The organism is Anaeromyxobacter sp. Fw109-5, from assembly GCF_000017505.1.
Classification (GTDB): domain Bacteria; phylum Myxococcota; class Myxococcia; order Myxococcales; family Anaeromyxobacteraceae; genus Anaeromyxobacter.
On the sequence record NC_009675.1, the window covers coordinates 3,892,444 to 3,914,382 of the forward strand.

A 21,939-nucleotide genomic window follows, 5' to 3' on the forward strand; every position below is an offset into this window, starting at 1 on the left:
GGATGGTCGCGAGCGTTCCGCCGCGCGGAAAGGAGTCGGTATGCGGGTCCATGGATTCCTGGTCGGCGCTGTAGTGGCGGTCGCTGCGATGTCCGGTTCGCGTGCGGGCGCCCAGCAGCAAGCATGCACCGCGCAGCTCCCCGCGACGTTCGAGGCCGAGGACGCGCAGCTCCAGGGGCTCGAGGTGGCGGCGGAGGGCGGCAGGGGCTACGTCACGGCCTTCACGGACGAGAGCGATCAGGTGGCGTTCCAGGTCTGCGCGCCCGAGTCCGGGTACTTCACCTTCGACTTCACGTACGCGAAGGGCACGGACGGGATCGCCCTGCGCACGCTGCAGGTGGACGGCCGGCCCTACCCGGGCCAGCCTGCGTTCCCGCCGACGTGGGGGTGGAGCGCGTGGGGGAGCGGCGGCCGGCGCGCAATCCACCTCGACGCGGGGGAGCACACGATCGCGCTCGCGTTCCTGCCGACGGACTCCGGCGAGCTCCGGCTCGACAACATGGTGATGTCGAGCGGACCGACCCCCTCGGACGTGTCGGTCCGGTCGCTGCTCATGAACAACTGGGAGAGTCTGGTGGTCGGCTGGCACGCCGCCGTCCTCTACCCCAAGGACGACATGGGCTTCGGCCCGCGGATGACCGCGTTCCACTGGGCGAAGGACTGGCCCACGAACCAGATCGACGAGGCGCAGGCGTTCTTCCGGGACGAGACGGGCAACACCTCCTACACGGACACCCGCGAGTTCGACACGACGGCGTACTTCACGGCGAGCGACGGAGAGGGATTCGGAGAGATGCGCGTCGCGTACGGCGGCTACGCCAAGAGAGCGGTCCCGATGAGCGTCACCCGGCGGATGATCGTGCCGCCCGGCGAGAGCTTCGCGCTCGTGCTGTACGAGCTCGGCAACGTGACCGATGCCTCCAGACAGCTCTCGATCCTGGAGTGGGCCGACCTGCACAACAAGAACTCAGGGCCGAGCGAGGACCCGGTGAACATCCGTGGAGCATCGCCCGGCGGGGGCGGCGGGACCCTGAACGCCATCTGGGACTCGCAGCGCAATGCCTGGATCGCGGACATGAGCCAGACGAACGGAACGTTCGTCGTGATCGGCTCCTTCGGACCGGTGGATCGCCACGTCGCCGGAGCGCCGGTGACCGGCGGCCCGGACAGCGGGGCGGAGACGGTGAGGAGGTTCGCGACCGGACCGTCCGCGCTCGGCGACTCCGACTCGTTCTCGGGGCAGGACGTCGGCATCGGGATGTCGAGGACGGTCACTCTCGAGCCCGCCCGGACCGAGCAGATCGCGTTCTTCTACGGGATCGCAGACTCGCTCGACGGCGCGAGGGCTCTCGCGGACGACATCAGGAGGCCCGGCGCGCCCGAGGTCTGGATCGATCAGAGCTCCGCGCAGTGGAAAGGCTGGCTTTCGTCCGGGAGGGCCGCATCGCTCGACACGCCCGTGCGGCAGTGGGCGGAGGCGCTGCGGATCGGGCTGGTGACGAACCGGCAATCGCAGCAGCCGGAGTTCGGCAGCTTCGTCGCCGCCACGAACCCTGCCTACAACTACAGCGTCTGGGTTCGTGATTCGTCGGTCGTGGCCATGGGCTTCGACGTGGCCGGCCATCTCGACGAAGCGGAGAAGTACTGGACCTGGATGGCGCAGGCGCAGCAGACGGAAGGGTCGAACCCGAACGTCCCCCCGGGAACGTGGTGGACCAACTACAGCTTCTTCGCGCACAAGCTGGAGATCCCGTTCGTGGAGCCGGAGCTCGATGCGAACGGCCTGTTCCTCGTCGGGACGTATCGTCACCACGCCGCGTTGAAGCCCGTCGACGCCGGTCGCGCAGCTCGGTTCCTCGAGACCGTCTGGCCGGCCGTGCAGAGGGCCGCAGACTTCGTCCAGCGCGAGATCGGCAAGGCCGAGAACCACGGGTTCGGGGCGCCGGACTTCTCCATCTGGGAGGAGGAGCTCCAGTACTGGACGTTCACGCAGGCGACGTACGCCGCGGGCCTCCGCGCCGCGCAGCTCCTCGCGGAGGAGCGGCAGGACTCGTCCAAGGCCGAGAACTGGGGGCGGGCCCGAGACACCGTCCGCGACGCCATCTCGCGCGACACGTCAACCTCGCCGTGTCCCGGCCTGTGGCACGCGACCCTGAACTACTTCGTCCGCGCGGTCCGGCCGGACTGCACGCTGGACCAGCGCCTCGACGGCGCGACCGACCTGCTCTGGGTGTTCGGCGTGCTGGATGCGACGCACCCACGCACGGCGCAGCACCGCGAAGCCGTCCTCGCGAATTTGACGCCGGGGGAGTTCGGCTTCGGCATCTCTCGCTACGAGGGCGACGAGTTCTACCACGCGTCGCAATTCAGCCCCGGCGGTCAGAACGAGGCGAACGGGTCGATGCCCGTCTGGCCACAGATGTCGATGTACATGGCCATGCTCGAGCACTGGCTCGGAATGGACGACCTGTCGCGCAACCGGCTCTCCTGGTACGTCGCCACGACGCACGTCGGCTACCAGCCGCAGGGCGAGGCCGTCGACTGGACGACGGAGCGCCCCCTCGTGTCGACCTCGTCCGAGCCCGTCACCGCGACGTGGTACCTGCTGGCGCTCTTCAACCAGCTCGGCTTGTTCGACCCGCGGTTGCCCTGAAACCGAGCGGCGGTTGCCCTGAAGCCGACCTCGCGCGCTACTCGCGCCCGCCGCGGAGCGGGACCAGGACAGCCCTGTCTTCGAGCACGCGGAACGCGCGGAGCAGGCGGCGCAGCTCGTTGGCGCTTATCGGCGACGACGCAGCGGATTACCGCGCGCGAGGGACGCGCGCAGGGCCGGTGCCCGGGGTCCACGTCCGGCTCAGATTTCCACGTCGCCGCAGTGCCGGGGACGACATCGCAAGCAGGGAGCGCCCCGATGCCTCGCTCATCCACGATCGGCCGTCCCGCTGCAGCTCGCCCCAGCGCAGCCGCTCTTGTGCGGCACGTTCTTCGCCTAGCTCCTCTTGCTTGCTTCCGTGCGGGCGCATGCGGCGCTGGCGCCGTGGAGGCGGGGCATGCTCCGCCTCGCCGGGGTGATCGATGTCCTGTCGCCCCCACCGCGTGCCGCCTCCGCGAACATGCGCGCGACGTGACCGGGGTGGTGACGCAAGCGCGGGAGTACCGCTCCCGGGGAGCCGAAGCATGACTTGGTGGCATGATCTCAAGCCGCACCCTCTGCTCAAGTACGTGCCTCGGCACACACCCGAGGAGCTGGACGAGCTGGAGAAGCGAGTTCGGGCAGCCGGCCGAGTCCGCGATCCCATTCGCCTCGTGGTCAGCAGCCGGACAGGCGAAAGGGAGATCGTCGACGGCCTCGGGCGATGGGAGGTCGGGAAGCGCGCCGACATCGAACCAGCGTTCGAGGACCTCGGCCCCGAGGAGGACATCGACGTGGCCGCCGTCATCCTCGACTACGCGACCCGCCGCTACGTCTCGGGCGCCCAGAAGGTTCAGATGTACCTCGACCTCCACGAGCGCTCGGAGCAGTGGCAGCGGGAACGTGAGCAGACGCAGGCTCGTGCGAACGCGGCTCGTTCGGAGAAGGCGAAGGCGCAGGGGCGCACGGAGGGCGGACACTTCGGAGCGAAGTCAGCCGGTGCGGTCTCGGTTGAGACCCGACCCGGCTACCGCGAGCGCGATCGCATCGCCGCGGCAACCGGCACATCGGCCGCGACGGTGTCGCGCGTGCTCGCGAGCAGGAGAGGCGCGGTCAAGCAGACGCCGAGCTGGAAGAGACTGCACGACCTGCTGAACACCGCGACGAAGTCGCTCGGGGCAGCATCCGCGCTCGCCACGCAGCTGAACGCGAGCGACATGGCGAAGGAGATCGACAAGGTCAAGGATCAGGCGCATCTCGTCAGCGCCAAGGTCGCGGTGGAGCCTGATGGTAAACGGACAGTGGAACCTCTGCCCGGTGAAGGGCCGTGTCACCCCTGAATCGGCCCGCAGCGTGGACGAGAACCTGCGAGCCAGCCGATTCGCGTTGAGTTCATGCAGCGGCACCCGTGCGTTCGCGCCCTAGTGCCGTCGTTCGCGGATGTTGGTTGGCAGCCCGGCGGCAGTGGGGTGGGTCGCATCGCGCGTGGCATCCCCTCCGCGATGAACTCCGAGACGGCGCGACGTGCGTGCTGACGGACAGAGGGACAACGCGAGCGTCATCAGCGGTCTCATCGACGCGCACACCACCGGGGATATCCTCGACGGCCATGTGGATGTGGGCTGACCGCCCTCGATCCTCATCTTCAATCTGTCGGACCTCGAGCCTCGACGTAGGTCGTCGTATGCTGCGCAGCCGCTTGAGACCTCGAACTCGGTCGCGTTGAACCTGCGAACGTCGACCGGCGGGCCGCCGCGCTCTGCGGGAGCCTCAGCGCCGCGCGGACCTTCGCCTCGGCTTCCGTCTCGCGGCGCTGGCGCGTGGTCTCAGGGTCCGAGGGCGGCGGCGGGGTCGGTGGGATCCTCGTGAACATCCCGGGCGGCGTGCTGGCCGCGAGGCCCAGGTCCGCGAGGCGGGTCCTCATCGCGGAGCTCGCGGTCACGCTGAGCGCGACCGATGTGGCGGACGAGATCCAGAAGCTCAAGGACCAGGCGCGTCTCGTCGGCGCCAAGGCGGACGCGGAGTGTGCCCGCAGGAGCCTCGCTGCGGCGGGTGAGCTGCCGGCGCACGCCTGAGAGAACGATGCGCGTAGCGCTCACCGATGTCGCGTCGCCCCTCGACTCCGCCGCGCTTCGCGCGGCTACGCTCGGGGCGAACGGGGAGTAACGCGTCCCCACCTTCGCGGACGTCGAAGGCGACGGCACCGGCGCGCGCGCGGGCCTCACCTCACCCGCCGCGGCCTCACCTCACCGCGCGGGCCTCACCTGACCTCAGTGCAGGCCCGCCTGCTCCCGGTGCTCCGCGCCCACGGCGCGACGCGCGCGGCCGAACAGCGCGATCATCTCCCGTTTGAACGCAGGGATGTCGTCTGGCTTGCGGCTCAACACCAGGTTTCCGTCGACGACGACCTCGCGATCGACCCACTCCGCACCGGCGTTGCGCAGGTCCGTCTTGAGGGACGGCCACGAGGCGATCCGGCGTCCCCGCGCCGCGCCCGTCTCGATGACGGTCCAGGGTCCGTGGCAGATGGCGGCCACGGGCTTGGCCGCGTCGAAGAAGCTCTTCGCGAACGCGACCGCCCTCGGCTCGATCCGGAGGCGGTCGGGGTTCAAGACGCCCCCCGGCAACAGCAGCGCGTCGAAATCCGCTGGCACCGCCGATCGAGGGAAACGTCGATCTGGAACTCGTCGCCCCAGTCGGTGAACTTCCAGCCGCGCACCTTCTGCGGCCTCGGCGAGACGATCCTCGTATCGGCGCCCGCCTCGTCGAGCGCTCTCCGCGGTTCCGTCATCCTCCACTTGCTCGAACCCGTCCTCGATCAGGATCGCTACCCTCACGCCTCCGAGACTCTCCATGGCCCTCCAGACCTACTGCACGTTCGACTGCGGCCCGGCTCCCTGGACCTCGACCCGCCTCGATGGCATCCGTCGCTCGTCCAGCGGGATCGTGACCTCGAGCACCCCGTTGTCCACCCGCGCCTCGGCGCGCTCGACCTTCACCCCCTCGGGCAACGGGATGGAGCGGTAGAACGAGCCGCAGGTGCGTTCCGCGCAGTGCACGCCGGCGCCCTCGACGTCGCGCTCCCGCCGGCGCTCTCCCTGCAACGTGACCGCCTCGCCGGTGACGTCCACCCGGATGTCCTCCTTGCGCACCCCCGGCAGATCCGCGCGCAGGACGAGGACCCCGTCGCGCTCGAAGACGTCCACCTTCGGCGCCCAGGTCGGCCGGCTGGGCTCGACGTCGCGCTCGGTCGGCGGCGCGAAGCGCAGCGGGTCGTACTCCTCGCCGACGCGCTGCATGTCGTCCAGCAACCGTCGCATCAGGGCGATCGGCGCCGTGCGCCAGGGGTCGAATGGCGCGCGCGGCGCCCCCCCCGGCGCCTGCTGCGGCTGGCCTCGGCTCGATGGTTGGGAGGTCGAAGGATCCGGACGTTCGTTCGCCATCCCCGCTCCTCTTCCAGGCGCGCAATATCGCGCGTCGCACGCCGCGCACCTCCCGCAACGCTGGCGACGGCCGAGGCTCGCCGCAACGGACCGGCTGGCACGCGCCATCGCGCGCGCCGAGCGGAGGTTCGCACCGGGATCGCGCCGTCCCTCGCCTCCCCGGGCCGGGCGCGTTCCCACGGCCGCGCTGCCGCCGCGCCCGAGCATGCCAATGATTCGCGTGCACTGGATGTACGCCTCGTTCGCTCGTCTCGTGAACACGGCGAAACGGAACGCCGCCGCGCCCCGGAGCATAGCGAGCGAGACGAGCGGGAGCACCCACGTCAGCCATGGGGGAGGGAACATGAAGACCAGACTCGCGCTCGCAGTGGTCGGCCTCGCGCTCGCGCCGCTCGCGCTCGCGCAGCAGGATTCGCAGCAGGGTGGCGGTCAGACCGCTCCCCCGGTCGCCGGCACGATCCCCCTCGGGACGACGGTCGAGGAGACGCGGGCCGTCGCGGTCGGCTACCGCGCCTCGAAGCTCATCGGCGCGCCCGTGTACAACGACAAGGACCAGAAGATCGGGAAGGTGGACGATCTCGTCGTCGCGCCCGACGGCAAGGTGTCGCTCGCGGTCGTGGACGTCGGCGGGTTCCTCGGCATGGGCCGGCATCAGGTCGCGATCCCGGTCGAGCAGTTCTCCGCGGTGAAGCCCAAGGTCGTCCTGCCCGGCGCCACGAAGGATGCACTGAAGCAGCTCCCGGAGTTCCAGTACGCGAAGAGCTGATCCCGTGCCTCGATGGACGAGTCGTTCGGGGACGGGGCAGGAGGCGGACGGTAGACGGGGCGCGCGGTCCTGCTCACCTTCTACGGGCGCGCGTGGCGCCACGTCCCGGAGGCGCGGCGCGCGACGGGGGTGTACCGCACCCCCGCGCCGCTATTCGACGAGTTTGTGCCGCAGCGGGTAGCGCGTGAGCTCCACGTTCGTGCTCGCGCCGATCTTGGCGGAGATCCTCGCCCGGTACGTGGCGATCGTCTTCTCGCTCAGCCGGAGCTCCGCGGCGATCTCCTTCAGCGTCCGCGCGCTCGCGACCAGGCGCAGCGGGACCCGCGGCCACTTCTCCCTGACCTCGTCGAGCAGCGCGAGCCCGTCGCGCCCGGGGCGCCCCGCCCCCCCCGTGCTCGCGATCCGGCGCCGCGAGACGGGCCGCTCTACGGCGGGATCCGCGAAGTCCCGCAGGAGCGGTGACCACCGGCCGCTCAGTGGCGCAGGTCCTCGGCGGGTCCCGCGACGCGCTCGCCCGGCGGCGTGCGAGCGACCCGGACCTGGTCGTGCACCTCCTCGACGCCGAAGACGTCATCGGCGATCACTTCGAGGCGCCACTTGTCCACGCGGCTGGCGATGATCCCCGAGATGGTCACCTCTCCGTTCTCGACCTTCACCTCCAGGCCGTCGGCGTCGATGCCGGTCCGCGCGATCCGCTCGCAGAGGTCGTCGAGGATGCGCTCGTCGGAGCGCTTGAATCCCTTGGGCCCACGCAGGCGCCGCCTACTCTTCATCTCGCGCAGCTTGTCCCCGAGCCACTCGAGGGGTCCATGGTCCTCCCACTCGATGAGCCCCTTCGTGTCCACTCGCTCGTGCTCGTGCGTGTCCGGCCAGCGCTCGACCCAGGGGCGCCCCATCTCCTCGCGCGTCCCGCTCCAGCGCTGCTCGCCCGTGCCACCGTAGCGGCCCTGCATGCGGCGGCCCCCGTACTCACCAGTCTCCTCGTACCAGCCTCGTTCTCCCGGCGAGCCGCGCTCACGCGACGGCGGGTCCCCGCTCTGCCCCTCTTCCCACCCGCGGTACGTTGCCATGGTCTTCCTCCTTGCAGCCGCCGCACAAGTTAGCCACGTGGATGCCGGCGCGAGGCGTGTACGCACGTACCCGAACGACCCGAGGCCGTCATGCGTCCTCTTCAGCTCACGTTCTCCTCGCCGGCTGCGCGCTCGCCGTCTGTGCCACACGGCAGTCCGGCGTGGAGGCCGTTACCGCGTTCACGCCCGAGAGCAGCGTTCCCGCCCCCGCCCTTCTTGGGCCCAACGAACCGCCAGCGGGGTGGGAATGCTCGAGGCGGAGCCGAGGAACGCGCCCGTCGCGTTCGCCCGGACGAGCGAGCTTGCTGCATGAGCGGTGACACGCTTCCGGCTGACGAACACCTGGTGCGTCTCCGCCAGTTTGACGTGCACGCGCGGGCTGCCGTACGTCCGGCGGCTGCGCTCGTGCGCCTCGCGGGCGCGGATCGTGAGCGGCGCGTCCTGCACCGTGCGGCTGGACGGCGGCCGCCCACACCAGGCGTTAAGAACCGGCGCGGGAGACCTCGAGCGACCAGCAGAAGCTTCGTGATTTGCCAGGTGCGCGCAATAGGTGGCGACCGGCTTCGGCCGCACCGGCACGATGTTCGCGTCCGAGCAGGAACGGAGAGTCCGAGCGGTGGATCGTCTCGCGCCCGCGGGCGGTCGCGCTAAGCCTACCTGACCCTATCCGTTGGCCCGATCACGCGGGCCGTCGCCCGGCGATGGCTGATAGCGCCTGCTCGAGTAGATAGCTCGCCGCCTCGAGATCCCCGCGCCGCGCCGCCTGGAGGGCCAGTGTCGCGAACGTCTCGACGAGCAGCGCGGCGGCGGCCGCGACGGACGTCGCCGCACTCTCCGCAGCGCCCGCACCCAGCGTCACGGATTTTGGTGCGCCGGTGGTGCGCAGCGCACCATCCGGAAACAACGAAGGCCGCGACTCGCCGGTTTCCCGTGCGAAGCCGCGGCCTTCTGAGTCGGGGAGACAGGATTTGAACCTGCGACCCCTTGGTCCCGAACCAAGTGCTCTACCAGGCTGAGCCACTCCCCGATGAAGCGGCGCGTCGGACGGATTCCGGGTCCCGGGAAGACCTCGGACCGACGTAAGGCGGCGTAGATACTGGAGTGCCGAGAGGGTGTCAAGGGGGAAGCACGGGCCGGCTCGGCCCGTCGCTTCCTCTAGAACACGGTCACCTCCGCGGACTCGGTGACGCCGTCGATCCGGGCCTCGATCCGCACGGTCCCGGCGCGCTTCGTCACGAGCTTTCCGGGCGCTGCGGGGTCGAACTCGACCACCGTCGGGTCGGCGCTCCACCACGTCGCGGCGTTCGTCACGTCGCCGGACGCGCCGTCGGCCCAGCGGGCAATCGCGCGGAACCGGTAGCTCGTGCCCGCCGGGACCGTCGGGGCGATCCCGTCGAGCTCGAGCCGCTCCAGCGGAGCGCTCGACACCGTCACGACCCACGGCCACACCTGCAGCCCGGACGCGGCGGTGACGACCGCCTTGCCGGGAGCCACTCCCTCGACGACCCCGGGCGCGACCACCTTCAGCACCGCCGGGTTCGACGAGGCCCACGCGAGCGCGTCCTCGAACACCGCGAACGTCGGGTTCTCGAAGGCGTTGAACCCGAGCAGCTCGTGCGGGTGGACCCCGTACGGCCCGCTGTCCTGGGGGTAGATGCCGAACTCGCCGATCGCGTGCGTGACGTTCACGACCGCCGTCGCCGTCTGCCCGCCCCACGCCGCGGTGACGACCGCGCTCCCTACCTTCAGGCCGGTGACCACCCCGTACGACCCCGAGACCTCCAGGCCGGCGACGTCAGCCGGAGAGATGGTCACCCGCGCCCCGGTCACGGTGGCCGCACCACCGCTCGGGAGCGTCCCGCGGAGCTGCATCGACAGGGTGCCGCCGACGGGCAGCTCGTACGACGGGTGCTCGAAGGTCAGGCTCGCGAGCTGCGGCTCCGCCGCGCCGCCGACCGCCGTCGCGCTGTCCGCCGCGACGAACCCGCTCCAGCTCGCCTCGACCGTCGCCGTCCCCGCGGCGATCGGCAGCAGCTCGGGCATCGTGCCCGGCGTCCAGGTCAGCGTCGCCACGGCCGGCGTCGAGCACGCCCACGTCGCGAGCTGGGTCACGTCCACGTAGTCGCCGCTGTCGAGCTCCACGAAGGCGCCCGGCTTCGCCTTCGCGCCCACCGTCAGCTCGTACGGCAGCGCCACGTAGAGGGCCTTCGCCGTCACCGGCAGGACGGTGCCCTGCGCCGCGACCGTCACCTCGCCGAGGCGCGCGCGGAGCTCGACCGAGCCGAGCTTCCGCGCGACCACCGTCGTCCCCCTCACCTCGAGGACCGAAGGATCGCTCGACTCGAAGGTCGCGAACGCGCTCGCCGTCGCAGTGGAGGTCGCGAGCGGCACGGACAGCCGGAGCGGCGCCGATCCGCCGAGCGGGACCGTCACCGGCGCGAGCGTGGGCGGCCCCGTCGGCGCCACGACCCCCAGCGACATCGACGCCTGCATGGGCGCGCCCGCCGGGCTCGTCGTCTCGGCCCGGAGGTACACGTTCCCGGCGGCGAGCGCGTGGACCCGCCCTGGGTGCGCGGGATCGTCGAACGCGGCGATCGACGCGGCGCTCGTGCTCCACGCGACCTCTCGATCGACCGGGACCTCCACGTCCTGCCCGCCCACCGAGTACACGTACACGGCCCGGAACTGGCCGGTATGCCCGACAGGCAGCCGCTCCGAGCCGTACTGGAGCGCGGGTCGGATCGCGAGCCCGCCGAAGCCCGGCTCGCGCACGACCGTCGCGGTCACGGTCCCGAAGACGTCGCCGATGGCCGCGGTGATCTCGCCCGTGCCGGGCCCCGACGACCAGAAGCTGCCGTCATGGACGGAGCCGATCACGCGGTCGCAGCGCCACGTGACGAGGGTCGTCGCGTCGGTCGTGCGTCCGTCGGCGAGGCGGGCCGTCGCGCTGAGCTGCCGCGTCTCGCCCGAGGGGACGAGGAGCGGCGCGGGCGAGATGGTGATCGCGCTCAGGGGCCCGAGCACCGTGATCGTCTTCGTCGCCGTCATCCCTCCGAACGCCGCGGTCAGCGTGGCGGTGCCGGCACCGACCACGGTGGCGGTGCCCTTCGTGTCGGGCGCGTTGGAGACGGCGATCACCGCCGGCGCGCTCGAGGACCACTCGGCGTACCTCGACACGTCCTCCGTCTCGACGACGTACTTCCCCTGCACGCGCGTCTGCGCCTTCACCCTCCAGCTCACGCCCGCCGGCACCGACGCCGGCGCGTCGAGGGCGAATGACAGCGGCGCGGTCACCTGAACCGTCGCCGTGACGGAGAGCCCGGCGTAGCGGGCCTGCATCGTGGTGCTCCCGAGGCCGACCGCGCGCACGACCGTGTCATCGGACCACCCCGTCTCGACGAGGGCGACGGCCGGATCCGGGACCGAGAGCTCGGCCGCGCTCGAGACGTCGTACGTGGCGCCGTTCGCGTAGCGCAGCCTCACGTGCGGAGGCGGCCAGGTGTAGTCGCCGAGGCCCATGGCGATGGCGGTCGCGTCGAGCTCGAGCGCGGTCGGAGCGTCGCCGGTGACGGTCACGGCCCCGCGGCCCACGGCGCCTCCGTAGCTCGCGGTCACGGTGGCGACCCCGCCCGCGACCAGCGTCGCGACACCGGACGCGGCGTCCACGGCCACGGTGGTCGAGTCGGAGGACCAGGTCGCGAGCCCGGTCACGTCGGCCGAGGTGCCGTCCGCGTGCAGGGCGGTGGCGCGGAGCCGGTGCGCGCCGCCGACCGGCAGCGGCGAGGGGACGGGCTCGACGAGCAGGAAGATGACGCTGTCCGCGAGGACCGTGAGCTCGGTCGAGGCGGCCTTTCCGCCGAAGGAGGCCCCGATGGTGCTCGCCCCGGGCGCGAGCGTGAGGATGCGCCCGGCGCTCTCCGCCACGCTCGACACCTCGGCCACCGGGGGCGCGCTCGAGGACCACTCCGCGAGGAGCGTCACGTCGCGCAGGCTGCCGTCCGTGTAGACGGCGAACGCGTGCACGTCGAGCCAGTCGCCCGCGGCGAGCGTGAGCGTGGGAGGCGCGCCGAGGAGGAGCGACGCCAGGGATGCGGCCTCGACCGTGACGTGCGCCTGCGAGGAGAGGCCGGCGTAGGTGGCCCGCACGTCGGTGCCGCCGACCTTCACCCCCGACACGACGCCGCGCGCCACGGTGGCGACGAGCGGATCGACGCTCGTCCAGACGGCGGCCGCGGTCACGTCGATCTCGAGGCCGCGATCGGTGGTCCCGAGGCAGCGGATCGGCAGCGATTGGCCCGTGGAGATCGTCGCGCTCGGCGGATCGACCCGGACGGACACGAACGTCGGCGTGTCGACGGTGACGAGCGCCGTGCCCTGGACGGCGCCGATCGCGGCGCTGACGGTCGCGGTCCCGGCGGTGACGCCGGTCACGACGCCGGCGGAGACCTGCGCGACGGCGCCGTTCAGCGAGCTCCAGCTCGCCTCGGCGGTCACGTCGCGCGTTCCGCCGTCGTCGTACGCGCCGGTGGCGGTGAGCTTCACCGTCGCGCCCGGGACCGTGACCGCCGTCGCGGGCGTCACCGCGATGGAGACGAGGGTCGCCGCGGGGCCCGGACCGCCCGCCTTGTCTCCTCCGCCGCCGCCGCTGCACGCCGCCGCGAGCACGGCCACGAGGCCGAGCGCCGAGATCCGCCGCATGTTCCCCTCCCCGCGCCGCGCAGGGCGCGCGTCCCGGCGTTCACGCTGGGATACGGCGCGCGACGTTATACGGAGGGTCAAAGACCGGCAAGGCGGCGGCCGCACCTACATCAGAACCGCCCTGCCACACCTGCGGTGAATCCGCCGCCCTCGAGCCGCGCCACCACCGGCGTGGCCATCGCGCCGCCGGGGCGGGCGGCGGACGCGCTCCCCTCCTCGTCCCAGCCGCGCGACAGGTACGTCGCGATCGACAGGCCGGCGGCCATGCCGGCCAGCCCGGCGGCGCCGATCAGCGGGGCATTCTCCGAGTCCGCGAACGCCGGGATCGAGATTCCTCCGAGCGTGCCGAGGAGGCCGCCGGCGTCGATGAGGAGCGAGCGGCCGCGGCTCATGTCCACGCGACGGGCGACGAGCGCCATGGCGAGGAGGCCGGCGTCGGCTCCGCCGAGCAGCACGGCCTGGACGGTCGAGTCGCTCACGTCGTCCAGGAGCGCGAGCGTGAGCCCGCCGGTCACGAGCCCCCATATGCCGCCGCTGTTCGTGAGGGCCACGTCGCCGGGCGACGGGCTCCGCTCGCGGGTGAGCGCGACGGCCGTGCCGAGCGAGACGAGCCCCGTGCCGAGCGTGGCGGCCACGGCCGGCCTCGTCCCAGCGTCCGCGAGCGCGGCGACGAGGCCGCCGTTGAGGGTCCCCCAGAGCGCGGCCGACTCGATGGCCTGCGCGCGGCCCTCGGGCATGTGGGCGTGGCGCGTGGGGAGCAGCGCCAGCGTGAGCCCGCCCACGCCGCCGGCGAGCGTGAGCGCGAGGTAGACGCGGCCGTCGTCGGCGTCCGCGAGGAGGCCGGTCGCGACGCCGCTCCAGATGCCGTAGGTCGTGCCGAAGAAGGCGAGCTCGGCGCGCCCGCGGCGGTCGAGCCGGCGAGCCTCCGCGCCAGCGGATCGCCCGGGCTCCCGCAGCACGAACTCCCCCCGCGCGGCGAGGGCGCGGCTCACCTCGGCGAGCGTGCGGGCGCGGTCGGCGAGAGCGCCGGCCGCGGGATCTCCGGCGATGGCACCGAACGCGCGCGCGGCCTCCTCGAGCTTGCCGTCGAGGAGGAGCGCCATCGCGGCGTCGTAGCGGGTTGCCGGATCCGTGTCTCGTGCTTCGACAGGCTCAGCACGAGCGGATGAGGGCGCTTCGGCCTGGAGAGCGACGGGCTCGGCGCGAGCGAATGAAGCCGCCTCGGGGGCGGGCTGCTGCGCGGCGAGAACGGCGGCGAGGGCGAGCGTCAGCATGCGGGGGCGGCTCCGTCGCTCCAGGTGAACCGGGAGCGCTCCGAAGCGTACCGCACGAGCAGGGATGAGCGAGAACCTGGTCCCGCTCGCGCTTCGTACACAGGCTCAGCACGAGCGGGGCTGGGCGTGGCCTCCCCCGCCCCTCGACTTCGGCCGCGCTGCGCGCGGCCTACGCTCGGTCGAACGGGGAGAGAGTTGCGGCTCCTGCTTCGAGCTCCCAACGTCTGAGAAGGAGAACCCGCCCTCCCCTACTCCCCTACCTCACGCAGACCGCCTCGACCTCCGCGACCTCCTTCGGCACCGCGGCGGTCAGGTTCTCGTGGCCCTCGGGCGTCACGAGCACGTCGTCCTCGATGCGGATGCCGACGCCGCGCATCTCGGGGGGCGCGGTCTCGTCGTCCTCGGCGACGTAGATGCCGGGCTCGACGGTGAGCACCATGCCGGGGACGAGCGGGCGGGGCTTGCCGTCCACGTAGTAGTCGCCCACGTCGTGGACGTCCATGCCGAGCCAGTGGCTGGTCCGGTGCATGTAGTACTTGCGGAACGACTTGTCGGCGATGCGCTCCTCGACGTTCCCCTGGAGCAGGCCGAGGGAGATGAAGCCCTCGGTCAGCTTGCGCACCACGAGATCGTGGATGGCGTCGAGCGTCGTGCCGGGCTTCACCGCCTCGATGGCCTGCTTCTGCACGTCGAGGCACAGCTCGTAGAGCACGCGCTGCGGCTTCGTGAAGTCGCCCGAGACCGGGAACGTACGCGTCACGTCGGCCGTGTAGAAGTCGTACTCGCCGCCCGCGTCCACCAGGCACACGTCGCCGTCCTTCAGGACGTCGGGGCCGGCGCGGTAATGGAGGATGGTCGAGTTCGCGCCGGTGGCGACGATGGTGCCGTACCCGGGACCGGAGCCGCCGCGGCGGCGGAAGGCGTACTCGATCTCCGCCTGCACCTGGTGCTCGCGGCGGCCGGGCTGGCCGTCGCGCATCGCCGCCATGTGCGCCTCGGCGGTGATCTCGGCGGCCTTGCGGAGCCGCTTCAGCTCCTCCGGCGACTTCACGAGCCGCTGCTCGTGCAGCACGCGGCCGGGCTCCACGATCGCGCGCGGCGGGTGCTTGCCGAGGCGAGCGCCGCCGCGCAGCCCGCGGAGGATTCGCGCGACCCGCGCGTCCCAGCCGGCGTCCTCGCCGAGGCGGAACCAGAGCGTCTCCGCGCCCTCGAGGAGCGCGGGCAGCTTCTCGTCCATCTCCGCCACGGTGTACGCCTCGTCGGCGCCGTAGCGCTCCTTGGCGCCCTCGACCCCGGCGCGCCGCCCGGTCCAGATCTCCTTCTCCCGGTCGCGCGGACGCACGAAGAGCACCAGCTTCACCTCTCCCGACGGCGCGGCGAGGAGGACCGCGCAGCCCTCCGGCTCGTCGAGCCCGACGACGTAGTGGTAGTCGCTGTCCTGCCGGAACAGGTGCTCGGTGTCGGCGTTCCGGAGCTTCTCCTCGGCGGCGGGGAGCAGCATCACGCCGCCCCCCTGGCGCGCCATCTGCGCGGCGGCCGCACGACGGCGCTCGGCGAAGAACGACGGGATCGGTTCCATGGCCCGCCCATATAGCGCACTCCCGCCGGGAGCGCGGGCGTGCTGCCATTGCGGCGAAACGACGCCTCTAACGGGGCATAGGACTTCATCGCCCGAATCGGTCCACAAAGGAGCGGCTCAGACGGCGCGAGGCGGAAATTTCCCCGTGAATCCGCAGGGAGGCAACGTGAAGGACCAGAAGCAGAAGTCGCTCGACTGGCGCGCGGCGGGCATCCTGCTCGGGCTGCTCGGCACGCTTGCCGTCGCGATCCAGGGGCCCATCGGCGTCTCGACGGCGTACGTGACGACCGAGGCGGCCATCGCGAGCCAGGTCGCGCCCGGGGCAGTGGAGTCGAACGCCTACTGGAAGAAGATCGGCAGCTCGCTCACGGCGGAGTGGGTGCTCGTCGTGGGCATCGCCCTCGGCGGCCTGGGCGCGGCGCTGGCGTCGCGCTCGCGCACCGAGGAGGCGGTCCCGCAGAGCTGGCGCCGCAGGTTCGGCTCCGGCACCGGGGCCCGCTTCGCCGTCGCGTTCGTGGGCGGCTTCCTCATCCTGTTCGGCGCGCGCCTCGCGGGAGGGTGCACGAGCGGTCACATCATCAGCGGCATGTCGCAGCTCGCGGTCTCCGGGATGGTGTTCGCGGCGGCCGTGTTCGCCGCGGGGATCCCGGTCGCCCGCGCGCTCTACGGGAGGTCGTAACCATGAGCCCTTCGGTCATCCTCGTCTCGCTCGCGCTCGGCGTCGCCTTCGGCGCCATCCTGCAGCGGGTCCAGGCCTCCTCGCCGGACCGCATCATCGGCACCCTCACGCTGCGTGACCTGACGATCCTGAAGTTCATGCTGCTCGCCATCGGCGTCGGCGCGATCGGCATCGGCGGCCTCGCCGCGCTCGGGCTCGCGCACCTCAAGGTGAAGGCGCTCACGCTCGTCGCCGTCGCGGTGGGCGGCCTCGTGTTCGGCGCCGGCTTCGCCATCGGCGGCTATTGCCCGGGCACCTGCCTCGTCGGCGCCGCAGAGGGGCGCAAGGACGCGCTCTTCACCATCGTCGGCGGCCTCGCCGGCGCGCTCGTGTTCGCGCTCGTCTACCCGGCGCTGAAGCCGGTGCTCATCGAGCCGCTCTCGCTCGGCAGCCCCACGCTCGCGGAGCTCAGCGGCCTCGGGAAGGGGCTCGCCGGCATGCTGTTCGGCGCCCTCATGGTGGTCCTCGCCTTCGTGCTGCCCACGCACCCGGGACGCAGCGAGCGCGCGGTGCCGGGCGGGGAGCCGGTGCAGGCGGCCTGATCCCCTCGACCCGCTCGCCCTTCCCCCGAGCCTGTCGAGGGGTCAGGGCGTGCGGGTCACCCCCGGCCACCTCGCCCCCGACCACGCCTCGAACGCCGCCCGCTGGGCGGCACCGGCGTTCTCGAGGGGCTCGAGCCAGACCGTGTCCTCCGGCCACGCCGCGAGCGGCACCTCCACCTCGACGAGCTCGTCGCGGCGGAAGACGGTGAGCCGCAGCGCGCCCGCGGGCCCCTTCTCGCAGAGGCGGTCCCACAGGGCGGCCCGGTCGACCCGGAAGCCGCCCTCGGCCACCAGCTCGTCCTCCGCGTACAGCCCGGCGCGGTGCGCGGGGCTCCCCTCCCGCACCGCCGCGACCTGGAGCTTCGGGCCCGGGGCGAGCTCGACGCCGAGCCACCCCGGCGCGGGCCGCTCGTCGCCCTCCTTCGGCGGCGTGCCGCCCTTGTCGTCGAACGCCTGCGCCGGGCGGCGGCGCAGCCGCAGCCCGACCACCTCGAGATCGAGATCCACGGGATCGGTGCCCCGCACGTGGCGATCGAAGAAGCGGCGCGCGGCCTCTTCGCCCAGGAGCTCCGCCGCGGCCCGCTCGACGCCGTCCTCGGGCACGCCCCGTCCCTCGTGACGCGCGTACAGCGCGCGGAGGAGCGCGTCGAGCGAGGAGCCCGCCCGCCGCAGCGCGAGATCGAGCGCGAGCGCCACGAGCTCGCCCTTCAGGTAGTAGGAGACGGTGCTGTTCACGCTGTTCTCGTCCGGCCGGTAGAGCTTCACCCACGCGAGGAAGCTCGACTCCTCGACGCTCATCTTGCCCGCTCCCGGCGTGCGCTCGAGCTGCGTGAGGGCGCGACCGAGGTTGCGCAGGTGCTTCTTCGCGTCGACGATCCCGGCGCGCGAGAGCGCCAGCCCCTCGTAGTAGGACGTCGCCCCCTCGAACCACCAGAGGAGCCGCGTGTACTGCTCCTGCCCGTAGTCGAACGGCACGAGCGCCGCCGGCCGCATGCGCTTCACGTTCCAGAGGTGGAAGAACTCGTGCGAGAAGAGCCCGAGCGTCTCCTCGTAGACGTCGCGCGGGAAGAACTGCATCCGGCCCACGTTCAGCGTGGTCGAGGCCGCGTGCTCGAGGCCGCCGCGCCGCTTCTCGGTGAGGTGCAGGATGAACAGGTACCGCTCGTAGGGGAGCCCGCCCATGAGCCCCCCGAGCGTCTCGACGATGCGCCGCGCGTCCTGCGCGAGCCGCGCCTCGTCCAGGTTCCCCCTGCCCCAGATGGCGATCTCGTGCGGCCTGCCGAGCGCGGCGAACGTCACGAGCCGGTGGCGCCCGATCTCGAAGGGCGAGTCGGCGAGCTCGTCGTAATCGCGCGCCGTGAACGTCGTCGGGCCGCCTGGGAGCGCGGTCGAGACCGCCCAGCCCTCGGGCGGGGAGACCTCCACCACGTGCGGCTCGCCCTCCCGCCCGGGCGCGAACAGGAACACCGCCGCGCCGTTCAGGAACCCGTGCGTGCCGTCGAGGTGACAGGTCCGCACGGTGAGCTCGTTCGCGTAAACCCGGTAGCGCACCACCACGCGCTCCGCGTCCCCGGCGGAGACGCGAAAGCGCTGCTTGTCGAGTCGCTCGATCCCGAGACGGCGGCCCTGGCCGTCCTCGGCCTGCACGCCCTCGAGGTGGCGCGCGAACTCCCGCACGAGATAGCTGCCGGGGGTCCAGACGGGGAGCGCGAGCACGGGTGCGGCGCCGGGCCGCTCCAGGATCGCCTCGACGTGGAACAGGTGAGTGTGCGGTTCGGGGAGCGAGAGCCGGTAGCGCATGTGGCCCTCAATCTAGCCCGGGATCAACTGCGCGCCCGGCACTTCTGTTAGCCTGCGCCGCAGGGGGTCGCACCGTTGACGATGCTGAAGCTCCACCTCCTCGGCCGATTCGAGGTGGTCCGTGCGGACACGCCCATCCCCGCCCACGCGTGGCGGCGGCGGCGTCCGGCCGACCTGCTGAAGCTCGTCGCGCTCGCTCCCGGCCGCACCCTCGGGCGCGAGGCCGCCATCGACGCGCTGTGGCCCGACAAGGATCCCGCCAGCGGCGCCAACAACCTCCACCGCGCGCTCTACGACCTCCGCCAGATCCTCGGCGGACGGTGGGTGGACATCGAGCACGGCCTGCTCTCGCTGCGCCCCGACGTCTGGGTGGACGTGGACGTGTTCGAGGCGGCGGCGCGCGCGGACGGCTCGGAGCGCTGGGGGCAGGCGGTCGCGCTCTACCGCGGCGACCTCTCGCCCGAGGACCGCGACTCCCCCTGGCTGCAGCCGCGGCGCGCCGAGCTGCGCGCCCGCTTCGTGGACGTGGCGCTCCCGCTCGCCCGCTCCACGGCGGACCGCGGCGACTTCTCCACCGCGATCCCCAACCTCCGCCGCGTGCTCGAGGCCGACCCCGCCAACGAGGAGGCGCACCGCCTCCTCATGCGCCTCCTGGCCGAGACCGGCCGCAGGGCCGAGGCGCTCCGCCAGTACGACGCGTGCGAGGAGGCGCTGCGGGTCGCCGGACGGCCTGGCGCGTCGGAGGAGACGCGCGCGCTATGGGACGCGATCCAGCGCGGAGCGGTCGGGCCGCCGCAGGCGCCCCCGGCCCAGGACGCCGCGCGCCGCGCGTCGCGCCGGCTGCTCGGCACGACCGAGCCCGCGCCGGTGCGGGGCCGCGGCGCGGTGACCCTGCTCCTCGAGTCTCTCCTCGAGCAGGGGTCGGGGACGCTCGTCCTCCTCGGCGAGCGCGGGGTCGGCAAGACGCGGCTCGCGGTGGAGGGGGCGCGGCTCGCGCAGGCGCGCGGCGCCGCGGTGCTGTGCGGCGTCGCCACCGGGCGGGGCGCGCCCTACGCCCTCCTCGCCGACGCCTTCGCCGAGGAGGCGCGCGCCAACCCCGCCTTCGGTGACCCGCTCGCCGGCGCGGCGCCCGGCTCGGGCGTGGCGGGCGAGGACGTCCGCCAGGGCATCTTCGACGCGGTGGAGCAGGCGCTCCGCGCCGCGAGCGGCGGGCGGCCGCTGTACCTGCTCCTCGACGACCTCCACGCCGCGGACGAGTCGTCGCTGAACCTGCTGCACCTGCTCGCCCGCGACGCGCGCGCGCTGCGGCTCATGATCGTCGGCACGTGCAACGAGGCCGCAGTCCACTCCGGTACGCCCATCCAGATGGCGCTCGCGCACCTCGACTGCGCGCGCCTCGCCCGCGGCGTGCGCCTCCCTCGCCTCGGCCTCGCCGCCACGCGCGAGCAGGTGGCGGACCTCCTCGGCGAGCCGGCGGCGGAGAGCACCGTCACGCAGCTCTACCGCCTCGCCGACGGCTCGCCGCTCCTCACCGAGGAGCTCGTGCGCGCCCAGCGCGAGTCGAGCACCTCGACGCTCCCGGCGAGCCTCCCGGCCGCGATCCACGCGCGCGTCGAGCGGCTCGGCGCCCGGGCCGAGGCGCTCCTCGCCGCGGCCGCGGTGGCCGGCGCGCGCTTCGACTTCGAGCTCGTCCACCCGGTCTCGGGGCTCACCCCGCACGAGGCGATCTCCGCGCTCGACGCCTGCGTCGAGGCCCGGCTCCTCGACGAGGACGGCGCGGGGTACCGGTTCCACCACGCGCTCGTGCGCGACGCGCTCTACGAGGGGCTGCCCCCCGCCCGCCGCGCGGCCCTTCACGGCGCCCTCGCCGACGCGCTCGAAGCGGTCGTCCCGCCGGGCGGCGAGCCACCGTCGGAGGCGCTCGCCTGGCACCGCCGCCGGGCGGGCGACGACGAGCGCGCCGTGGTCCACCTGATCGCCGCCGGCCACCGCGCCGCCGCGCGCGCGGGGCTGGGCGAGGCGCTCGCCTTCTACTCCGAGGCGCTCGAGCTGCTCGAGCGGACGGGCGGCCCCACGGCGACGCAGGAGCTCGAGCTTCGCGACGCGATGGGTCGCGTCCAGCTCGATCTCGGCGAGCTCGCGGGCGCCGCGCGCTCCTTTTCGCAGGCCGCCCGCGCCGAGGACGGCGCCAACCCCAGCCTCGCCCCCGAGCAGCGCGCCCGCGCGCACCGGCTCGCTGCGGTCTCCCTCGCCGCCGCGGGCCAGCTCCGCGCCGCGGCCGGGGAGCTCGAGGAGGGGCTCGCCGCGGTGGAGGCGATGGGCGAGGAGGCGGCGGCGCTCCTGCACCTGCGCGCCCAGCTCCTCTGGCACGAGCACCGGCCCGCCGAGGCGCTCGCCGCCGCGGAGGCCTGCCTCGTGCGAGCGCAGGAGGCCGCGGACGCGGACCTCGCCGCGCGCGGCGCCGACCTCGTCGCGCTGGCCCGCGCGTCGCTCGGCGACCCGCTCCGCCCGCCGGAGGACGCCACCGGCCCGCGCGAGCGCGCCCAGCAGGATCTCACCCCCGAGCACCCCGTCCCGCTGCACCTCGTCCTCTGGGACCGCGACCTCCTCGGCGACGCGACCGCCGCAGAGGTGGGCCACGCCGCGGCGCTCCTCTCGCAGCGGGCGCGGCAGCGCGAGGCGGTCCGGGCCGCCGTGAGCGGGCGATACGGCGAGGGCGTCGCCGCCCTGGCCGCGGGCGAGCTGGACCTCGCCGAGGTGGCGCTGCGTGACGCGCTCGAGCGCCACCGCGCGACCGGCTCCGCCATCGGCGAGGCGCTCGCGCTCGAGCGGCTCGCCGCGCTGCTCACCGTGCGCGGCCGGCTGGACGAGGCGCTCTCGCTCGTGGACCTCGGCGTGGTGGTGGCCGAGCGCGCGCGGCTGCGGCGCCACGCGCTGACGCGCCTTCACGCCACGGAGGCCCGCAACCGGCTCGCCGCGGGGGCGTTGTACGCGGCGGAGGACGCGGTGCGTGAGGCGAGCGAGGCCGCCGCGCGCCACGGTCCCTGCGCCGCCTGCGACGCCGCCTTCCGGCCGGAGGCGGTGCGCGTCTGGCTCGCCCGCGGCCGGCTCGGGCACGCCGACGCGGAGGCGACTCAGCTCGAGGAGCTCGCGCGCCAGCGCGGCGGGCGGGTCGTCTTCGCCATCGCCCGCCTGGCCCGGGCGCGCGTGCTCGCCGCCCACGGGCGCGTCGACGAGGCGCTCGCGGCGCTGGCGAACGCGCGCGCCGGGTTCCTCGGCGCGGGGCACCGGCTCGACGCCGCCAGGACCGTGCGGTTCGAGGCGCGGCTGCGCGGGGCGGGCTGGACGATCCCCGAGGAGCTGCTCGCGCTCGACGCGCTCGCGATCCTCGACGCGGACGCGTGACGCGGGGAGAAT

At 73.2% G+C, this 21,939-nt stretch carries 17 protein-coding genes and 1 tRNA gene; 7 read left to right on the top strand and 11 right to left on the bottom strand.

The window, feature by feature from the left end; all coding sequences use genetic code 11:
- The first annotated feature begins 88 nt into the window (after positions 1-88).
- The 3 genes from ANAE109_RS17075 (at position 89) to ANAE109_RS17085 (ending at position 4,707) form a co-directional block, all read left to right on the top strand.
- Positions 89-2,653, top strand: a complete 2,565-nt coding sequence (locus ANAE109_RS17075) for a glycoside hydrolase family 15 protein (protein WP_049768621.1) — start codon at positions 89-91, stop codon at positions 2,651-2,653.
- A gap of 524 nt (positions 2,654-3,177) precedes the next feature.
- Positions 3,178-3,972: a hypothetical protein gene (locus ANAE109_RS17080; RefSeq protein WP_012098136.1), complete on the top strand. Its 795-nt coding sequence runs from the start codon at positions 3,178-3,180 to the stop codon at positions 3,970-3,972.
- A gap of 480 nt (positions 3,973-4,452) precedes the next feature.
- Complete coding sequence (locus tag ANAE109_RS17085) at positions 4,453-4,707, top strand: hypothetical protein (protein WP_041448457.1); 255 nt, start codon at positions 4,453-4,455, stop codon at positions 4,705-4,707.
- 195 nt (positions 4,708-4,902) lie between these two features.
- Here the strand turns inward: ANAE109_RS17085 and ANAE109_RS17090 are convergent, their stop codons facing one another.
- Together ANAE109_RS17090 and ANAE109_RS25370 are read right to left on the bottom strand one after the other, a co-directional pair.
- Entirely contained in the window at positions 4,903-5,469 is a 567-nt protein-coding gene (locus tag ANAE109_RS17090) for a type 1 glutamine amidotransferase domain-containing protein (RefSeq protein WP_158305908.1), read from the bottom strand.
- Between the two features lie 30 nt (positions 5,470-5,499).
- Positions 5,500-5,952 carry an Hsp20/alpha crystallin family protein gene (locus ANAE109_RS25370; protein WP_041448458.1) on the bottom strand — a complete coding sequence of 151 codons (453 nt, stop codon included), beginning with the start codon at positions 5,950-5,952 and terminating at the stop codon, positions 5,500-5,502.
- 466 nt (positions 5,953-6,418) lie between these two features.
- On the opposite strand from ANAE109_RS25370, the gene ANAE109_RS17100 reads away from it, so the two are divergent.
- Positions 6,419-6,841 carry a PRC-barrel domain-containing protein gene (locus ANAE109_RS17100; RefSeq protein WP_012098140.1) on the top strand — a complete coding sequence of 141 codons (423 nt, stop codon included), beginning with the start codon at positions 6,419-6,421 and terminating at the stop codon, positions 6,839-6,841.
- Between the two features lie 150 nt (positions 6,842-6,991).
- On the opposite strand, the gene ANAE109_RS26195 is transcribed toward ANAE109_RS17100, so the two are convergent.
- From ANAE109_RS26195 to ANAE109_RS17130, 8 genes are all read right to left on the bottom strand, one after another.
- Positions 6,992-7,318, bottom strand: coding sequence for a LuxR C-terminal-related transcriptional regulator (locus tag ANAE109_RS26195; RefSeq protein WP_083777020.1), 327 nt, complete (start codon positions 7,316-7,318; stop codon positions 6,992-6,994).
- The gene (locus tag ANAE109_RS23650; RefSeq protein WP_012098142.1) at positions 7,315-7,911 is read right to left on the bottom strand and encodes a BON domain-containing protein; all 597 of its coding nucleotides are present in this window, start codon (positions 7,909-7,911) and stop codon (positions 7,315-7,317) included. The genes ANAE109_RS26195 and ANAE109_RS23650 overlap by 4 nt, the downstream gene beginning before the upstream one ends.
- Before the next feature lie 180 nt (positions 7,912-8,091).
- Entirely contained in the window at positions 8,092-8,490 is a 399-nt protein-coding gene (locus tag ANAE109_RS26200) for a transposase (RefSeq protein WP_369729653.1), read from the bottom strand.
- Between the two features lie 100 nt (positions 8,491-8,590).
- Positions 8,591-8,770 carry a hypothetical protein gene (locus ANAE109_RS17110; RefSeq protein WP_041448459.1) on the bottom strand — a complete coding sequence of 60 codons (180 nt, stop codon included), beginning with the start codon at positions 8,768-8,770 and terminating at the stop codon, positions 8,591-8,593.
- Between the two features lie 94 nt (positions 8,771-8,864).
- Positions 8,865-8,938, bottom strand: a tRNA-Pro gene (locus tag ANAE109_RS17115).
- 128 nt (positions 8,939-9,066) lie between these two features.
- The gene (locus ANAE109_RS23655) at positions 9,067-12,609 is read right to left on the bottom strand and encodes an Ig-like domain-containing protein (protein WP_012098144.1); all 3,543 of its coding nucleotides are present in this window, start codon (positions 12,607-12,609) and stop codon (positions 9,067-9,069) included.
- 110 nt (positions 12,610-12,719) lie between these two features.
- Positions 12,720-13,712, bottom strand: coding sequence for a hypothetical protein (locus ANAE109_RS17125; protein ID WP_041448460.1), 993 nt, complete (start codon positions 13,710-13,712; stop codon positions 12,720-12,722).
- A 427-nt stretch (positions 13,713-14,139) separates the two neighbouring features.
- Entirely contained in the window at positions 14,140-15,462 is a 1,323-nt protein-coding gene (locus tag ANAE109_RS17130) for an aminopeptidase P N-terminal domain-containing protein (protein WP_041448461.1), read from the bottom strand.
- Positions 15,463-15,607: 145 nt separating this feature from the next.
- On the opposite strand from ANAE109_RS17130, the gene ANAE109_RS17135 reads away from it, so the two are divergent.
- Positions 15,608-16,141, top strand: coding sequence for a YeeE/YedE thiosulfate transporter family protein (locus ANAE109_RS17135; protein ID WP_012098147.1), 534 nt, complete (start codon positions 15,608-15,610; stop codon positions 16,139-16,141).
- Between the two features lie 2 nt (positions 16,142-16,143).
- Positions 16,144-16,722, top strand: coding sequence for a YeeE/YedE thiosulfate transporter family protein (locus tag ANAE109_RS17140; protein ID WP_012098148.1), 579 nt, complete (start codon positions 16,144-16,146; stop codon positions 16,720-16,722).
- Positions 16,723-16,764: 42 nt separating this feature from the next.
- Here ANAE109_RS17140 and ANAE109_RS17145 read toward each other — a convergent pair whose 3' ends face one another.
- Positions 16,765-18,522, bottom strand: coding sequence for a M61 family metallopeptidase (locus ANAE109_RS17145; protein WP_012098149.1), 1,758 nt, complete (start codon positions 18,520-18,522; stop codon positions 16,765-16,767).
- 81 nt (positions 18,523-18,603) lie between these two features.
- Here ANAE109_RS17145 and ANAE109_RS17150 point away from each other — a divergent pair, with 81 nt between their 5' ends.
- Entirely contained in the window at positions 18,604-21,927 is a 3,324-nt protein-coding gene (locus ANAE109_RS17150; protein WP_049768623.1) for a BTAD domain-containing putative transcriptional regulator, read from the top strand.
- Positions 21,928-21,939: the final 12 nt, after the last annotated feature.